At 54.7% G+C, this 15,822-nt stretch carries 15 protein-coding genes; 10 read left to right on the top strand and 5 right to left on the bottom strand.

All coding sequences use genetic code 11. The annotated features are described in order from the left end of the window. Nucleotides 1-62: 62 nt before the first annotated feature. Nucleotides 63-287 carry a DUF1127 domain-containing protein gene (locus AUP42_RS04495; protein WP_231858158.1) on the bottom strand — a complete coding sequence of 75 codons (225 nt, stop codon included), beginning with the start codon at nucleotides 285-287 and terminating at the stop codon, nucleotides 63-65. A gap of 139 nt (nucleotides 288-426) precedes the next feature. Here AUP42_RS04495 and AUP42_RS04500 point away from each other — a divergent pair, with 139 nt between their 5' ends. After that, nucleotides 427-1,869 (top strand): PLP-dependent aminotransferase family protein, encoded by a 1,443-nt coding sequence (locus tag AUP42_RS04500; RefSeq protein WP_062949267.1) that lies wholly within the window; start codon nucleotides 427-429, stop codon nucleotides 1,867-1,869. Between the two features lie 14 nt (nucleotides 1,870-1,883). On the opposite strand, the gene AUP42_RS04505 is transcribed toward AUP42_RS04500, so the two are convergent. Next, complete coding sequence (locus AUP42_RS04505) at nucleotides 1,884-2,768, bottom strand: hypothetical protein (protein ID WP_062949269.1); 885 nt, start codon at nucleotides 2,766-2,768, stop codon at nucleotides 1,884-1,886. Nucleotides 2,769-3,138: 370 nt separating this feature from the next. Here AUP42_RS04505 and AUP42_RS04510 point away from each other — a divergent pair, with 370 nt between their 5' ends. Both AUP42_RS04510 and AUP42_RS04515 read left to right on the top strand, forming a co-directional pair. Beyond that, nucleotides 3,139-5,382 carry a Lon protease family protein gene (locus tag AUP42_RS04510; protein WP_231858159.1) on the top strand — a complete coding sequence of 748 codons (2,244 nt, stop codon included), beginning with the start codon at nucleotides 3,139-3,141 and terminating at the stop codon, nucleotides 5,380-5,382. Next, nucleotides 5,383-6,183: an SPOR domain-containing protein gene (locus AUP42_RS04515; protein WP_062949271.1), complete on the top strand. Its 801-nt coding sequence runs from the start codon at nucleotides 5,383-5,385 to the stop codon at nucleotides 6,181-6,183. A 15-nt stretch (nucleotides 6,184-6,198) separates the two neighbouring features. On the opposite strand, the gene AUP42_RS04520 is transcribed toward AUP42_RS04515, so the two are convergent. Next, on the bottom strand, nucleotides 6,199-6,510 hold the full coding sequence (locus tag AUP42_RS04520) for a DUF5818 domain-containing protein (protein ID WP_062949273.1): 312 nt from the start codon (nucleotides 6,508-6,510) through the stop codon (nucleotides 6,199-6,201). A 148-nt stretch (nucleotides 6,511-6,658) separates the two neighbouring features. Here AUP42_RS04520 and AUP42_RS04525 point away from each other — a divergent pair, with 148 nt between their 5' ends. From AUP42_RS04525 to AUP42_RS04540, 4 genes are all read left to right on the top strand, one after another. Then, entirely contained in the window at nucleotides 6,659-7,345 is a 687-nt protein-coding gene (locus tag AUP42_RS04525; RefSeq protein WP_062949275.1) for a GGDEF domain-containing protein, read from the top strand. A gap of 184 nt (nucleotides 7,346-7,529) precedes the next feature. After that, the gene (locus AUP42_RS04530; RefSeq protein ID WP_231858160.1) at nucleotides 7,530-9,365 is read left to right on the top strand and encodes an EAL domain-containing protein; all 1,836 of its coding nucleotides are present in this window, start codon (nucleotides 7,530-7,532) and stop codon (nucleotides 9,363-9,365) included. Then, nucleotides 9,362-11,101, top strand: coding sequence for a sensor domain-containing diguanylate cyclase (locus tag AUP42_RS04535; RefSeq protein WP_062949277.1), 1,740 nt, complete (start codon nucleotides 9,362-9,364; stop codon nucleotides 11,099-11,101). The genes AUP42_RS04530 and AUP42_RS04535 overlap by 4 nt, the downstream gene beginning before the upstream one ends. Next, nucleotides 11,098-12,468, top strand: a complete 1,371-nt coding sequence (locus AUP42_RS04540; RefSeq protein ID WP_062949279.1) for a DUF2336 domain-containing protein — start codon at nucleotides 11,098-11,100, stop codon at nucleotides 12,466-12,468. The genes AUP42_RS04535 and AUP42_RS04540 overlap by 4 nt, the downstream gene beginning before the upstream one ends. Here the strand turns inward: AUP42_RS04540 and AUP42_RS04545 are convergent, their stop codons facing one another. After that, nucleotides 12,469-12,975 carry a GNAT family N-acetyltransferase gene (locus AUP42_RS04545; protein ID WP_231858161.1) on the bottom strand — a complete coding sequence of 169 codons (507 nt, stop codon included), beginning with the start codon at nucleotides 12,973-12,975 and terminating at the stop codon, nucleotides 12,469-12,471. A 45-nt stretch (nucleotides 12,976-13,020) separates the two neighbouring features. After that, nucleotides 13,021-13,275 (bottom strand): sulfurtransferase TusA family protein, encoded by a 255-nt coding sequence (locus AUP42_RS04550; RefSeq protein ID WP_062949283.1) that lies wholly within the window; start codon nucleotides 13,273-13,275, stop codon nucleotides 13,021-13,023. 118 nt (nucleotides 13,276-13,393) lie between these two features. Here AUP42_RS04550 and AUP42_RS04555 point away from each other — a divergent pair, with 118 nt between their 5' ends. The 3 genes from AUP42_RS04555 (at nucleotide 13,394) to AUP42_RS04565 (ending at nucleotide 15,821) form a co-directional block, all read left to right on the top strand. After that, the gene (locus tag AUP42_RS04555; protein WP_062949285.1) at nucleotides 13,394-14,317 is read left to right on the top strand and encodes a sulfite exporter TauE/SafE family protein; all 924 of its coding nucleotides are present in this window, start codon (nucleotides 13,394-13,396) and stop codon (nucleotides 14,315-14,317) included. Next, nucleotides 14,317-15,075, top strand: a complete 759-nt coding sequence (locus AUP42_RS04560) for a TIGR02186 family protein (protein WP_062949287.1) — start codon at nucleotides 14,317-14,319, stop codon at nucleotides 15,073-15,075. The genes AUP42_RS04555 and AUP42_RS04560 overlap by 1 nt, the downstream gene beginning before the upstream one ends. A 239-nt stretch (nucleotides 15,076-15,314) precedes the next feature. Beyond that, nucleotides 15,315-15,821: a universal stress protein gene (locus AUP42_RS04565; RefSeq protein WP_062949289.1), complete on the top strand. Its 507-nt coding sequence runs from the start codon at nucleotides 15,315-15,317 to the stop codon at nucleotides 15,819-15,821. Nucleotide 15,822 lies beyond the last annotated feature (1 nt).

The following is a 15,822-nucleotide window of genomic DNA, read 5'->3' on the forward strand; positions in this document are numbered from 1 at the left end:
TTCCAGACAAGGTTCGAACGGAGGCACGAGGGAGCGTAAACCTCCGTTCGGCGCAACTTCACCTAGCTGCGCGGGGGGAACCCTATCCAGAACGGCCTTGACAATTCACGATCCAGATCAGACCGCGTCATTCCGACATCTTTCAAAAGATGATCGTCAAGTTGCTCTAACATTCTGCGATTGCGTGCACTTTCTTGCCATACGCGAACACGTTCCAACACGGAGACAGCGATGCCGGCAACAGCAGAACGCCAGGTAGTCGCCTTGACGGCGCCTTTGGTGTTCATCTGTGCATTTCCTTTGATATTGATTTCGGGAAACCGGATTGTATCGTTACAATTTACCATCACTTCCTCCTGTCGATTAATTGTACCGATTTCGTTTTGTCATTGACATTGTCACTGTGTCAATTTAAACATTGTCACCATGACAATATGGCTTCCAAACATTGAAGGCGGCAGCGGTCCTGTTTATCGGCAGATCGCACACGCCATCCGCAGCGCGGTTAATGACGGGTCACTCAAACCCGGCGACCGCCTTCCCACCCATCGCGATCTCGCCTATCACCTTGGCGTCACCGTCGGCACAATCACCCGGTCCTATCGCGAGGCGGAAAGACTGGGGCTTGTCGCAGGCGAAGTCGGGCGCGGCACATATGTGCTGGGCGGATTGCAAAGCGAACTGGATATGGCGGTAACGGTCCCCGCACCGGGCCATTTCAGCAACAATATCGGCGCGATGACCCGGGAAACGGCAAATGACGACGCCGAGGATATCGGCCCGGTCAACTTCCGGATGAATTGCCCCCTGCCCCCACGTGAAGACCATATTCGCAATGTCCTGATCGACGTTGCCAAATGCACGCCGTTAAATGACATGATCACCTACAAGTCGGAATATGGCATGCCGGGCCATCGGCGTGCTCTCGCTTCGATGGCAGGTGCCCTTGGGCTGGATGACAATCCCGAACGCGTCCTGCCAACCGCAGGCGTTCAACACGGCATGACGGTTTCATTGCTGGCAACCGTACGACCAGGTGATCTGGTCCTGTGCGAGGAATTGACCTATCCGAACCTGCGCAGCCTGGCCAATCTTCTGCAATTCCGCCTGCGCGGTGTTTCTATGGACGAAGAAGGCATTATTCCCGAAGCACTGGAAAATCTGTGCCGCACGCAAAGCCCGCGCGCGATCTATCTGATGCCGACACTGCATAATCCGCTTTGCAGCACCATGAGCCAGAAGCGCCGCATGGAAATCGCAGAACTGATGCGCAAATACGATCTGCTTTTGATTGAAGACGGAATTTATCATTTCCTCAATCCCGACGCCCCACCCCCGCTGTCATGCTTTGCGCCTGAACGCAGCATCTATCTGGACGGCGTATCCAAAAGCATCGGTGGCGGCCTTCGGGTCGGTTATATCCATGCGCCGGGCGAAATGATCGCCAAACTTGCCAGCGCCATCCGATCCACCTGCTGGATGGTGTCAGCCATCAATCTTGAACTGGTTTCACGGCTGATCGAGGATGGCAGTCTTAAACGATACGAAGCCTGGCATCGCGAAGAAGCCGCAAGACGTCTTTCGATCATTCTTGGCACACTCAAGGGATATGACGTGCGGTTCCATCCCACCAATTATCATATCTGGCTCGGCCTGCCTGATCATATTGATCCAGGCGAACTGGTGATGAATGCGGCCAACAACGGTGTTCTTTTGACCGCTGCACAACAGTTTTCCGTTGGGCACCCGCCACGCGGGCTACGACTTTGTTTTGGCGCGGAAAAATCGACCGAACGGCTACGTGAAGGCGTTCAGATTGTCGAACGGCTTCTGCAAACCAGCGAATTTGGCAACACGGTCGTAATGTAGGCCAGATCAGGTAATCAATACCACAGATCAGGGTTTTCAAGCGGGACCCGGTTGCTCAGGTTCGGGTTTTCGAGACGGAATATCTTGCGATTTGCAAGATTTGCCCGCCGGATCAGATCGCCGTGATATTCCATGAACAATTTATCGAAACTGCCATCGGCGATCATTTCGCGCAGACCAAGTTCGATACGTTCGGCCAGCTTCGGTTTTGTCGGTGTCACGAAAAAATACACTGGCAACGGTACATGAAGAGCCAGTCCGGTTTCGATATACATGTCAGGATATTTGTCCGACATGGTGTCGAGCTCAAAGAATATTTCGTTGATGCCCCGACTGAATGTCTGAAAACGGCGCAAGCTGAACATATCAAACATTGTTTCGTAATCGTGCCCGGTTACAACATCAAACCCCGCATTTTCAAGGATCAGGGTAGTCGACCATTGTGCACCGGATCCGGTCGAAAACCGTCTGAGATCGTCAAGTGTTTCAACCTTGTCCATCAAAGGCTGGAGTTCGCGGTTTATGAAAAACAACCGGTACCCCTGAAGCCCTTTGCGAAGCGGAATGTAAATCGGGATCAGATCGTTTTCCCAATTCGGTCGCGGGACTTCAGCCATGACATGCAAATACCGACCTTCTTCAAGAAGAACCTTGCTTCTGTCGCGCGAAACGGTGGCAAAGGCCTGCGTAATGCGCACATCGCCGTATCGATCCGCTGTCCGGTTAAGGGCCTCGGCCAGAAGTCGTTGTGGGTAAACATGATTTTCTGCCGCTTCTGGCGGAGGGCGATAGGTAATGACGGTTTCCTGCGCGCCGGAAACGCCAATTCCTCCGCCAATCGAGGCAAGCAGATACAAACCAAAGATTGTACCGCTTCGAATGCGAGACAAATGCCCCATGCCGTCCCCGATTCCCCTTCAAAGCTTTTTTGAGTTTATTACTCAATCAATGGGGATAGCTGTTCGTAACGTCAAGGTCGACAGAAGGATGATCCACCCCTGCCAGTCATCGGTAAATGCAAAATCAGCAAGCTGCACTTGACCGGCCTATCGCGTTGCTTCCAAGATAAGATTTCGTGATCGGCGCGCCTGTCTGATCACATCCTTTTGGGCAGCAGAAAGACAGCAAATGCCAGTTTCCCGCCTCGACGCTGATGATTGTGGTTTCCCACATTTCCGGATTCGCAGCCCACACAAAGACCAGTCACCTGAAATTTTCGATTTTTCATCACATTACCGCGCCGCAGAAGCATTGAAGTTCGGTCTTTCGATGTCCGAGCCAGGATTTAACATCTTTGTTCTGGGCCTTGATCGTGCTGGTCGCATGACCGCAACGCTCGATTATCTGAAGAAATCGATGGAAGAACGCCCGGCCCCACAGGATTGGGTATATCTGAACAACTTTTCGCGTACCAATCGCCCGCGTCCCTATGCCCTTCCCGCCGGTGAAGGCCGCAAGCTGGCCGATGCGATGGAAACGCTGGTATCGCACCTGCGCGAGGCATTTGCATCCGCCTTCAACGCCCCGGCTCATCTGACCGAAACCCAGACCCAGACGGAAGAAGCACGCACCCAGCTGCGCGAAAAGTTTGATGCGCTGCGTGAATATGCCCGCGAACGTGGTCTTGACGTTCAGGAAAACGAAAAAGGCGTAATGATCGTCGCGCTGAACGAAGAAGGCGAGCCGGTTTCTCTTGACGAAATCCCCAAGGAGCGCCGCGCCGAAGCCGAAGACGCATTTGAAGAAGTCGCCGAAGAAGCTCGCAAGACGCTGCTTTCGACCCGCGATCTTGAAGAACAGATCGCCGATACGCTTGATGCGCTTCGCCGCGGGGCAGCCAAAGTTGTTCTGAAACCGCGTATTCGCAAAATTCGCGACAAGTTCACATCACCGGGTATGAAGGCCTGGTTCGAGGCACTTGAAAAAGACATTCTGGATAATATCGACGCGTTCGAAGAAGCCAGCGACCAACCTGCCATCGACAGTGGCGACGGCAAAATGCCCGAAACCGTCGATGACCGTTATGCGGTCAATCTTCTGATCGACCATTCGCGCGACAAGCATCCTGATGTCGTTCTGGAACCAAGCCCAAGCTATGATAACCTGTTTGGTCAAATCCAGTACCGCCCGGTGGCCGGTGGCATGCACCCGCATTTCAGCCTGATCAAGCCAGGTGCCCTGCATCGCGCCAATGGCGGCGTTCTGGTTTTACGCGCGGAATCGCTGGTCGAACACGAAGACAGCTGGGCGTTTCTTAAGGCAGCCCTTCGTGATGGCGAAATCCGCATCGAGGAAACCCATAAATCCGGCCCGCCAACTGCCGGTGCACCGGAACCGCGCCCCATCCCGCTTGACGTCAAGGTCGTGATCGTCGGCGCACCGAAATATTACTATACCTTCTTCTCGCTGGATGTTGATTTCCGCAACCATTTCCGGGTCAAGGCTGATATCGACGCCGATATGCCCGCAGCGGGTCGCAATATTTCGATTTATACCGGGTTACTACGCGAGTCTGCCTTGGCACGTACCGGTATCCCGCTTGATAACGGTGCAATCCGTCAATTGCTGGGTCAGGCGGCCCGCTGGGCCGGGGAACGTGACAAACTGACAGCCCAGATCGAACGGGTCGAAGATGTTGCAATCGAGGCCGGTGCATTGGCCAAGACCGACAAACGCAGCAGCATCCGGGCTGCCGACGTCCGCCGCGCCATCGAAGAACGCCGCCACCGCAACAGCCGCCTTGAAGACCGGTCCCATGAGCGGGTTCAGCGTCGCGAAATCCTGATCGACAGCTATGGTGCGGTTGTCGGGCAAGTCAACGCCCTGACCGTTCTGGATTATGGCGATCATGCCTTTGGCCTGCCCGCACGTGTTTCGGCACGGTCCTATGTCGGCAGTCTCGGGGTTTTGAACATCGAACGCATGGTCGACATGTCCGGCCCCCTGCAACAGAAATCGGTCATGACCATCGAAGGGTTCCTGAAGTCCCGCTTTGCGCAAGAATTCCCGCTCTCCTTTGCCTGCAACGTCACGTTCGAGCAGAACTATGGTGGCATTGAAGGTGACTCCGCCTCCATGGCAGAGCTTTGCGCGATCATCTCGGCAATCTCGAACATCCCCATGCGCCAGAATATCGGTGTCACCGGATCAATGAACCAGTTCGGACAGGCCCAGCCGGTCGGCGGTATTTCGCACAAGATCGAAGGGTTCTATCGTATTTGCGCCGATCAGGGCTTTACCGGCGATCAGGGGGTGATCATCCCGCTAGCCAATGCGGAAAATGTCGTGCTGCGCGAAGAAGTCGTTCAGGCAATCCGCCAGGGCAAGTTCAATATCTGGACGGTCGAACACATTAACGATGCCATTGAACTGCTGGCAGGCAAACCGTGCGGCGACCATCCCGAAGGCCAATACACTGCCGACAGTGTGTATGGCAAGGCCATGGAACGACTGCGCCAGAATGATCGCATCCTGCGTGAACGCCATGCTTTTCCGGCATGGACGGAGCAGTAAATGACGAAAGCGGTAATGCCCCCTGCTCGCAACCTTTGCTGGTTCGACATGACCAGCACAGCAACAGGGTGCATTGCCGCCGGTCTTTTTCTGATCATGACGATGGATAGTGTTGGTGCGCAGTATTTCGGCAATCTAAGCGACAGAGCGGCCCCCGCAACCGAAGAAATCAAATCAGGTCTGGACGCCATCCCGACTGATATTCCGGTTCATGCCAGCAGCCCTTCCCCGATCAATCAGCCCCTCAGCCTTTTACCCGGCACGATCCGAACCGAACCGGTTTTGCTTGAAGATACCGAACGGCCAAGCCTTGCCGAACAATATCGAATGGAAAGGCAGGGCTTCAAACGTGCGCCGTCAAAGGCAACCGTTGTGAAACGCGCTCCTGAAACCAGTCTTGCGCCAACTGCTGCCCCGCAACCGGCATCCGCCAAAACGGTTTCGGCTGCCAATGCGCCCCAGCCAGCGATACCCGCAACAATGCCCGAAAGCGGCCCATCCCAAACTGCGGCAATAACGGACTCAAGCACATTTCCGACCGCAACGGATAATGCATTTGCGATTCAGCTGGGCGCATTTCACGACACCATCAGCGCACAGACCTATTGGGCAAGCTTCATGATCCGCTATCCGGATTTGGCAAAATCCCATCAACGCAGTCTTTCGACGGCGGATCTGGGCGCCAAGGGTATCTTTCACCGGCTTCGCCTTGGCGGCTTTGCCGATATGACCAGCGCCGAAACACAATGCCGCCAGCTTTTGGCTGACGGCACGGATTGCTTTGCAACGCTGGATCAATAGAGTCGGGGTTTGGCTCTAGTTTGATTCACCACCCAACAACACAATCTTGTCGACGATCAGTGTTTCGGCTTCGGTACAGGTGGTCATCAATGCGCCATGACCTGTCACACGGACCTTGTCACCGGGACGGAATCGGGTTGCCTTGTTTGCCAATGCATAAAGCGTTCCGTCATCAGCACGGAATGTAACGCATTCCCGGCCATTATCGGTGATTTCACCGGTCAGGGTCATATTTTCTTTCTGAAATGCCGAGCATGCCGACAACAGCATTCCCGCGGCCAGGATCGCAGCAAACTTGCCAGAAACGGCGCCTATTCCGGTTTTCATTATGGTTCTCCTGTGCTCGTGCGGTTTCTTATCGTCACAAAACCTTATGTCCCTCGTTAAGGATGTTGTAACGCACTGGATTTTAAAAAGGATCCTGCAAACGTTTTACGCGTTTCAATTCGCATTGTCATTGATAACAAGATCAAAGATGAACAACTCGCATCTGGAACTTTTGAAACAACTGGCTGAAGAATTTCAACCGCGCACGGACGTCAATACCCGTGCCACCGTTGAAACCGAAAGCACAGATGCGTTTGCAACACTTGTCGATCTTGCACGTGACATGCAAAACCGCCTTGATCAGCAGCAGAACCGTATCCGCCAGCTTGAACAAATGGTCGAGACCGACGAACTGACCGGTCTTTACAATCGCCGCGGCTTCCTTCGCCGCACCCGCGAAGCAATGGCACGCGCCGCCCGCTACAAAGAAAGCGGGCTTCTGGTGATTGCCGATCTGGACGGCTTCAAGATGATCAATGATCATCATGGTCATGCGGCGGGCGATGCCATTCTGCGCCATTTTGGCCAGAACCTTCGCACGCACACACGTGCCGACGATTTTGTCGCCCGGTTTGGCGGGGACGAGTTTGCCATCCTGATGGTTGGCAGCAACCCCGATGTCGCCGAACCCCGGATCAGAGACCTTGAAAAAGCCACCTTACGCTTCCCCTTGATCTGGCAGGGCACGGCTCTTCCGATCCGGGCCAGCTTCGGTTATACGATTTATCACGCCAACAGCGATGTCACCGACCTTTTGAAACAGGCCGATGATGCGATGTATGCCAACAAGCATGCAAAACGCGCCCTTCCCCAAAACAGTCATAACGCCGCCTGAACACGCTTATCGGGCCTAAAACCATCCCACCGACTTCCCATATCGGATATCGGCAGGCATTTTTTGTTTATTAAATGCTTTTCCTTCATATTGCCCCTCAAGATCGCTATTTATAAAAAACGGGGAAAATGACTTCGGAGCATATCCGAAGCGTTTTTGGGGGCAGGCTGGTGATGGTTCTCTTATGACAGACAATATTGGCTACTCAGCAGAAATGAACGACAGGGATCTTCTGGCTGCCATGGCCTTCTGCTGGGCGGACATGTTGCTTGAAGTCGACGAGAACGGATATATCCTGTTTGTGGCTGGCGCGACCGAAAGCCTTCTGGGCTGTCCACCGGAACGGTTGATTGGCGAAGCACTTGATAAACTGGTTATCCGTTCGGAACGGCCCCTTTTGCGGGCCTATCTTCATGCCACTTCCGGGATCAAGCGCCTTGAGGAGCTCGACCTTGATTTCCAGTTGATCGAGGATGACGACACCGCCCTTGGCAACCCGGTTCCCCTGTCACTGAGCGGCTATATGATTTCCGAACCGATCGGACGCTATTTCATTGCTGCCCGTCATCGGGCGATCCGCCCACGTGCGCGATCCGGGATTGACCGGCTGATCCTGCAAAACACGCTGTCTTCGGCAAATTCCTCATCCGGCAAAACCGAACAGCATTCCGAAACAATGGCGCGCGTGGCATCAAGCCATAGCGAGGCCCTTGTTGTGCTTGAAAACCTTGCCGCCCTTCGCAGCCAGGCAGAAACCGACGCCACCAACGAACTGGCCCGGTTGATCGGGATCGGAATTGGTTCCCGCAGGAACACTGAAGACTTTGACACCAATAGCAACCATCTGGTTGACGAGCCGATGATCGAACTGGAACGGCGTATTGTCGCTTATGCAAGTGCCCTGCGCGCCGATCTCGACGATCCCGATTGCAGCGACGCGGAAAATACCGTTGATCCTTTCAAAAACCTGAACCTTGCCACCGGTAGTTCCGGCACTTCGGGTGGCTCAACATTGTCCACCAACGATCTGTTTGGACGTGATTACGATCTTGCCAGCGGTTTTCATCGCCTGACACAAAATGTCCGCCAGCCAATGGCAGGCGGGGAAAAGGAAACCAACCTGACACGCGCTGTGGCCTATGCGCTTAACCGCCTGCAACATCGCAGCGATGCGAATACGGATGTGTCGGCCGAACGGCTCTCGGCCAGCCTGCCCCATCTGATTCAGGAAACCCTGAAATCGGTCCGCGCATTTCGCGAAATTGTTCAGAACGGCTCATTTGCCGTGGCACTGCAACCGATCGTGCATCTTGGCAGTCTTGAAATGCACCATTACGAGGCGTTGGCACGCTTCCACGACGGCAGCAGCGCACTTGCCGTTGATCAGATCATCCATTTTGCCGAAGGTACCGGCCTGATTACCGAGTTCGATCTGGCGATGTGCCAGAAAGTACTTGATCATGTAACGCTTGAACCGGAACTTGTAACTCATTCTGTAGCGGTTAATTTGTCAGGCCATTCACTGGAACAGCAGGATTTCCTGCCGGCATTGGAACAAATTCTTGATCGTTACGACATTGACCCGGCAAAAATCATGTTCGAGGTAACCGAAACATCGCGCATTCGTGGCCTTCGGGACGTGAATGACGGTTTGCAACGGCTACGTGCACGCGGGCACCTTGTCTGTCTTGATGATTTCGGTGCCGGAGCCGCCAATTTCGAATATCTGAGCGCCCTTGACGTCGACATCATCAAATTTGATGGCGGTGCAATGCGCACGGCTTTGGCCAAACCCAAAGGCCGCGCCTTTATCAAAGCCACAGCCCTGCTTTGCCGCGATCTTGGCATCCATACCATTGCAGAAATGATCTATGATCAGGCCAGCTTTGAACTGGTTCGTGATCTGGGCATTGATTTCGGTCAGGGATATCATCTTGGCGCACCGGTAACGCTTGCAAGTGTGAACACCGGATCATCAAGTAACGCGAAGACCGCCAACGCGACCGGAGGCGGGCAATGAAACAGCATCACAAGGATGCCGACAAGGAAATGTCCGCATATAACGATATGACATCAGATCAGGGTTTCATTCTTGATCCGCAGACCATGGCAGATGCCGAGGCACCCGTCATGGTCATGGACAAGAACGGCACCCCCCTGTTTGCCAATAAAAATGCCCGAAGCTTCGCCGAAGGCATTCGTGATGGTCTGTTTCCGGAAATAAACAAGCTGGTTTTACGCGCCATCACAACGCCGGGCGGGGTTGTCGAACTCCTGACATTCGAGGTACAGCGCGGCACGGCAACGCTTGAACTGACGGCATTGCCGATGGCAGATGACCGGGTTCTGCTTTTACCGCGCGACGTAAGTATGGATCGCAATCTGCGCGATGCGCTGATTGACTCGCGGCAGCGCTATCGTGACATCGTCGAAGTATCATCCGCCTTTGCGTGGGAAACCGACGATACCGGCAATTTCATTTTTGTCTCGCCGCGTGGCGCCTTGGGTTACAAGGCCGATGAACTTGTGGGTCGGTCACCGCTTGATTTCCTTTTGGATACAGCGGACCAGGACAGCGAAATTGTGTTTCGCAGCCAGAAGGCCGTTCGCGATGTACCGATCTGGCTCAGACGGGCCAATGGCAATGCTGCCTGCCTCGCCGTTTCATCGACCCCGGTATATACGCGTGACGGTCGCTGGACCGGTACGCGCGGCCTTGCCCATGACATCACCGAACAGCGCCGGCGCGAAAGCGAAGTCGCCACGGCACGAAACCGCGACCGGTTGATGACCTACATTGTTCGCACCATGCGCGATGAAATCGACCCGACGCTTGTGCTTAAGGGGGCGGCCGATGCCAGCGCGCGTGCCCTGGCCTGTGCCGGATGTGCCATTTTCCGCCGCAACGAGGAAACCGATAGGATCGAGGTGGTCGCATGTCATGGCCCCGAAGACCTTGATCCGATTGCCAAACAGGCATTGAACCAGCTTGGCAACACCGATGAGGTGTTTGAAGCCGAAATCGAGAATTATCGCGTTCTGGCCCAGCGTTGCCATTATCATCAGCAGGTGAATGGCGCGGTTATATTTATCTTCAACGCCGATCACCCTGCCCCTAACGAGGGCGAACGCGCCATCATGTCCGAAGTATCGGACCAGATCGGGATCGCGATTGAACAGGCAGCCCAACATGACCGGATCGTTACCCTGTCGCGAACCGATGGTCTTACCGGGCTTTTGAACCGGCGCGCCTTCTTCGACGAATTGGGCCGCCGCCACGCCCGCCTTGTGCATGATGACATGCCTGCGGCCCTGATGTATGTCGACATGGACAATTTCAAGCTAGTTAATGACGTCCATGGTCATCAAACCGGGGATCAGGCCATTCTGGCGCTCGCCCGCATCCTTTTGGACAACACCCGCCCGATTGATCTTGTCGCGCGCCTTGGCGGCGATGAATTCGTGGTCTGGCTCGACGGGGCGGATATGGCAACCGCATCGCAACGCGCGCGCATCCTGCTTGACAAAAGCGCCACCTTGTCGTCGTTTTCCGGTAGCAAGGATCGTCCGCTTGGTATTTCGGTGGGCATTGCCGTGCGTGATGCCGGTTCGAAAGAACCGCTTGAACAGCTTGTGCTTCGTGCCGATCAGACCATGTATCAGGTCAAAAAACACGGCAAAGGCAGTTTCGGCATCGCCGCCCCTCCCGGATCGAGCAGTCCGGCAAGAATAGAAGATCAGGAGACGCCCCTATGAAGGGTTTTTTGCAGCGGGTCTTCACCAAACGTCGGGAAACCCCGATCACGTATGATGAAGCCAAAGACATGGCCGCCAGCCCGGATGCGAATGTTCGCGGCGTGCTGGCGCAACGTCATGATACCAAACCGGAAATTCTGTATTACCTTGCAAGTGATGCAGATTCCCAGGTGCGGCGCCATATTGCAGCAAACCACGCCACTCCTGTGCAAGCCGACGTCCTGCTAACCGATGACAAGGACGACAGCGTTCGTGGAAGCCTTGCCGAAAAGATTGCCAATCTTTCGGCCGGGCTGACACCGAATGAAACCGATAAACTGCGCCGGATGACCTATGAAGCGCTGGACAAGCTTGCCCGCGATCAGGCCGTCCATGTCCGCCAGGTTATTTCGGAAACGCTCAAGGATATCGCCAACGCGCCACAGCCGATCATCCAGCAGCTGGCGCGCGATACCGAAAGTGTCGTCTGCGGACCGGTCCTGCAATATTCGCCGGTTCTGACGGAAACCGATCTTCTGGAAATCATCGAAGGCAGTTCGGGAAGAGGATCGCTTAGCTTTATCTCGCGTCGTCGCAATGTTGGTGAAAAACTTGCCGATGCGATTGCCGCCAGCAGCGACAAGGATGCGATCTCGCATCTTCTGGGCAACAAGTCGGCACAGATCCGCGAAGAAACCCTTGATCAGCTTATTGATCGTGCGCCGGATTATCCGGAATGGCACAAGCCATTGGTTGAACGCCCGCAACTGCCACCGACGGCAGCAGGTAAACTGGCACGTTTTGTCGCTGAAAACCTGATCGGCGTGCTGGAACGGCGCAAGGATCTGAAAAAGGAACAGCTCGACGCGGTTCGCGAAGTCGTCAATCGACGCATTTCATCTGGCGAGTTCGACAAACGCGAAGATGCACCGGTTGAAACCCGCAAGGCCAAACAGAAGCAGGCAGAACAGAAAGCAACGACCAAGTCCGGTGGTGCCGAGGCCGCAGCGACGAGCGAGGAAGAAGAATCTTCTTATGAAAAGGCATTGGCCCTGCATAGCAAAGGCAAACTGACCGATAAGGAAGTTGCCAAGGCGTTGGCAGCCAACGATGTCAAGTTTGCGCGTGCGGCCCTTGCAGTCCTTGCCGGTATTCCGCCAGAAGCCGTGACCAAAGTCCTTAACACCCATTCAGCCAAAGGTGTCGTATCGCTGGCATGGAAGGCCGGACTTCCGGCCGAACTGGCCGTGAAGATTCAGGTCAAGCTTGGGCATGTCCCGCCCGGGCAGACGCTTAATCCGCGTGGCAACGACTATCCGCTGAGCGAAGAAGACATGAAATGGCAGCTTGAATTCTTTACCGGCATGGCAACGGTCGGGCTGCGCTGATCAGTGCAGCTGATCCTGCCTGCTATCGGGCGAGCGCAGCATTGAAATATGGGCGATACCATCTTCATAGAAGGCTTCGCCGAACTGCATGAAGCCCAGTGCCTCGTAAAAGTTTTTGAGATAAAGCTGGGCATTCAGGAAAATCCCCCTGCCCGCAAAGGTATCGTGGCAGGACGCGATGGCCTGCAACATCAGTTTACGGCCGATACCCTGGCCACGCAAATCGGGGCTGGCAACGACACGGCCGATCGCCGGATGCTGTCCCTGTGCGGAATGATCGGGATCGATACCCGGTGCCACAATGCGCGCAGCGGCAACAACCTTGCCGTCCAGCAATCCCAGAACATGCTGACAAAGCGGATCAAGCCCGTCGATCTCGGGGAAAATGCATTCCTGTTCGATGATGAAAATCTGTTGCCGCAATCGCAACAGGTCATGAACCTGAAGCGGTGTCATCTCGTCAAAGGCGCAATGCACCCACTGCAGGGTCGAGGATGAGGCAGACATGGCGGCAACTTTCATTTCCGGACGTGATGGACGCGCTTGTTCTGGTTATTTCGCGGCCAGATGCTCGATATGATAGATAAACACATCATTTTCCTGTGTCGATGACAACAGGCGGTTTCCGGTCATTTCGCAAAAGGATTTCATATCTGCGACCGAGCCTGGATCGGTCGCCAAAACCTTAAGCACACCGCCTGCAGGCACATCGCGCAATGCCTTTTTTGCCTTCAGCACCGGCATCGGACAAATCAATCCACGGGCATCAAGAACAAGGTCAAAGGGATCTTCTGGAGTAAGCGACATGAAAAACCTTACAAAAAATCGGATTATCCCGGCCAATCAGTGAATTGGCGATTGTTGCATTTGCACAATATGTTAGACTGATTTCTCAGAATCAATCAAACGCTGATGCCCGCCTGCGATGCAAATCTATTTGCCTATTGCCGAGATGTCGGTAAACATTTTTCTGATACTGGGGCTAGGCGGCGGCGTCGGATTTTTGTCCGGGTTGTTCGGGGTTGGCGGCGGATTTTTGATCACGCCGCTTTTGATTTTCTATGGTATCCCCCCTGCTGTATCGGTTGCAACCGCTGCGAACCAGATTGTCGCATCGTCGGTTTCAGGCGTGTTTGCCCATTGGCGACGCGGTAACGTCGACCTGAAAATGGGCCTTGTCCTTCTGGCGGGTGGTATAGCCGGGTCCACAATCGGGGTCTGGGTTTTTGCATGGTTACGTTCCCTCGGGCAAATTGATCTGGTCATTTCGCTTTGCTATGTGATCTTTTTGGGGATCATCGGCGGCATGATGCTGATCGAGGCATCGCGTGCCATTTTCCGCACCCGGCGCCGCGGCGGGCCATTTCGTCGCACCAAGAAACACCAGCACAGCTTTGTCCATGGTCTGCCCCTTAAAATGCGGTTTTACCGCTCCGGGCTTTATATCAGCGCCTTGCTGCCGCTTCTTGTCGGCTTCTTTGTCGGGCTTCTGACCGCTCTGATGGGGGTTGGCGGTGGCTTTGTAATGGTTCCGGCGATGATTTACATCCTGGGCATGCCGACCAGTGTCGTCATCGGGACATCGCTGTTTCAGATCATTTTTGTGACCGCCAACGTTACTTTCCTGCAATCCATTCAGACGCAAACCGTTGATGTTGCCCTTGCCATCCTGCTGTTGATCGGCGGCGTCATCGGGGCACAATTCGGCGCACAATTCGGATCGCGCCTTAAGGCGGAACATTTGCGGGCAATGCTGGGGCTTCTGGTTCTTTCGGTTTGCCTGAAACTTCTGTTCGATCTCGTGATCACGCCGACCGAACTTTATTCCATCGCGCCGGAGAATTTGTAATGAACAAATCGGGCGCGATCATTCGTACACTGCTTGCCACCATGGCGGTGCTTGCCGTGGCCGGACAGGACCGGGCACGCGCCGATGCGCTGGTTGTTGATCTTTCCAACCATCTTGTTGCCATCACCACCGGCTTCACCGGAACCGACGTGCTTTTGTTTGGCGCGGTGCAAAGCGAAGGCGATGTGATCGTCACGGTCAGGGGCCCCGATCAGGATATGGTCGTGCGGCGCAAGGAACGCAAAGTCGGCATCTGGGTCAACAGCGAAAGTGCCACTTTCCGCAATGTGCCTGCCTATTATGCCAGCGCGTCGAACCGGCCGATGGAAATCATCGCCAATTCACAGCTTTACAATGATTACCGTATCGGGCTTGAACATCAGCGCTTTGTGACCGAAATCGATGACAAGGATCGCAACAGCAGCGATTACCGCGATGCCCTGTTGCGAAACATGCGTGCCGCAGGCCTTTTCAACCAGCGACCGGCAAAAATCAGCTTCCTGTCCAATCAGCTTTTTCGAACCGACATCCATTTTCCGGCCAATACCCCGACCGGTACATACACCATCAATGTCTATCTGATCCGGGACGGTCGTATTGCCAGCGTCAAGACAACGCCGCTGGTCGTATCCAAAACCGGCGTCAGCGCCGAAGTTTATGACTTCGCACATCGCTATTCCGCGCTTTACGGTATCATCGCCGTGATCATTGCCGTCGCCGCCGGATGGACAGCAAGCGTCATGTTCCGCAAAAGGTAATCTGACCTTCAATCGTTGCTTGAACGATTGCGAAGCGTCCTTGTCCGGGCAATGTTTTCGCACATGCACCATCATGTTTTGCAGTTGCGTAAAGATAATTTCTTTGCCGGGATGCTTGAAAAATAACTTGGAAACGGTCCTTAAGTTACGGCAAACTTTGCTGATCCGGTGTGACAGCCCCTCGCCCCGCAAGTTGGCGCAACACATTCGGAACCCGTTTTCATTCAGGGCAGGACGACATGAATTCATTTGATGCCGACCGAGAACTGCGCGCTGCCACCACGGATCGCACGTTCCTTGTTGTGGTCGACGACAGTGACGAAATGACCAAGGCACTTCGATATGCCTGCCGCCGTGCACAGCATACCGGCGGACGCGTCGCATTGCTAAGCGTGATCCAGCCAGCCGAATTTCAGCACTGGATGGCTGTTGGCGATCTGATGCAGGAAGAAGCGCGCGAAGACGCCGAAAACCGTATCAACGAGCTTGCGGCCTATGTGCATGAACAAACCGGCTCCATGCCGCTTCTGTTCATCCGCGAGGGTCGCCTCAAGGACGAACTACTCAAGGTTCTGGACGAAGAAGAACAGATTTCCATTCTGGTTCTGGCAGCCGGCACCAACAGCGATGGCCCCGGCCCGCTGATCACGGCGCTGACCAATCGGGATGTGGTCGGTCAATTGCGCCTGCCATTGACCATCGTCCCCGCCGCCCTGTCAGAAGCCGATATCGACGCGCTTAGCTGAT

Source organism: Thalassospira lucentensis (assembly GCF_001613805.1).
Classification (GTDB): Bacteria; Pseudomonadota; Alphaproteobacteria; order Rhodospirillales; family Thalassospiraceae; genus Thalassospira; species Thalassospira lucentensis_A.

What these genes read in the sequence shown, in the direction of transcription:
- AUP42_RS04530 (WP_231858160.1), top strand. Translation starts at nt 7,530, where the DNA reads ATGACAGACAATATTGGCTACTCAGCAGAAATGAACGACAGGGATCTT.
- AUP42_RS04565 (WP_062949289.1), top strand. Translation starts at nt 15,315, where the DNA reads ATGAATTCATTTGATGCCGACCGAGAACTGCGCGCTGCCACCACGGAT.
- AUP42_RS04500 (WP_062949267.1), top strand. Translation starts at nt 427, where the DNA reads ATGACAATATGGCTTCCAAACATTGAAGGCGGCAGCGGTCCTGTTTAT.
- AUP42_RS04505 (WP_062949269.1), bottom strand. Translation starts at nt 2,768, where the DNA reads ATGGGGCATTTGTCTCGCATTCGAAGCGGTACAATCTTTGGTTTGTAT.
- AUP42_RS04545 (WP_231858161.1), bottom strand. Translation starts at nt 12,975, where the DNA reads ATGTCTGCCTCATCCTCGACCCTGCAGTGGGTGCATTGCGCCTTTGAC.
- AUP42_RS04515 (WP_062949271.1), top strand. Translation starts at nt 5,383, where the DNA reads ATGACGAAAGCGGTAATGCCCCCTGCTCGCAACCTTTGCTGGTTCGAC.
- AUP42_RS04495 (WP_231858158.1), bottom strand. Translation starts at nt 287, where the DNA reads ATGAACACCAAAGGCGCCGTCAAGGCGACTACCTGGCGTTCTGCTGTT.
- AUP42_RS04550 (WP_062949283.1), bottom strand. Translation starts at nt 13,275, where the DNA reads ATGTCGCTTACTCCAGAAGATCCCTTTGACCTTGTTCTTGATGCCCGT.
- AUP42_RS04535 (WP_062949277.1), top strand. Translation starts at nt 9,362, where the DNA reads ATGAAACAGCATCACAAGGATGCCGACAAGGAAATGTCCGCATATAAC.
- AUP42_RS04560 (WP_062949287.1), top strand. Translation starts at nt 14,317, where the DNA reads ATGAACAAATCGGGCGCGATCATTCGTACACTGCTTGCCACCATGGCG.
- AUP42_RS04540 (WP_062949279.1), top strand. Translation starts at nt 11,098, where the DNA reads ATGAAGGGTTTTTTGCAGCGGGTCTTCACCAAACGTCGGGAAACCCCG.
- AUP42_RS04520 (WP_062949273.1), bottom strand. Translation starts at nt 6,510, where the DNA reads ATGAAAACCGGAATAGGCGCCGTTTCTGGCAAGTTTGCTGCGATCCTG.
- AUP42_RS04525 (WP_062949275.1), top strand. Translation starts at nt 6,659, where the DNA reads ATGAACAACTCGCATCTGGAACTTTTGAAACAACTGGCTGAAGAATTT.
- AUP42_RS04510 (WP_231858159.1), top strand. Translation starts at nt 3,139, where the DNA reads ATGTCCGAGCCAGGATTTAACATCTTTGTTCTGGGCCTTGATCGTGCT.
- AUP42_RS04555 (WP_062949285.1), top strand. Translation starts at nt 13,394, where the DNA reads ATGCAAATCTATTTGCCTATTGCCGAGATGTCGGTAAACATTTTTCTG.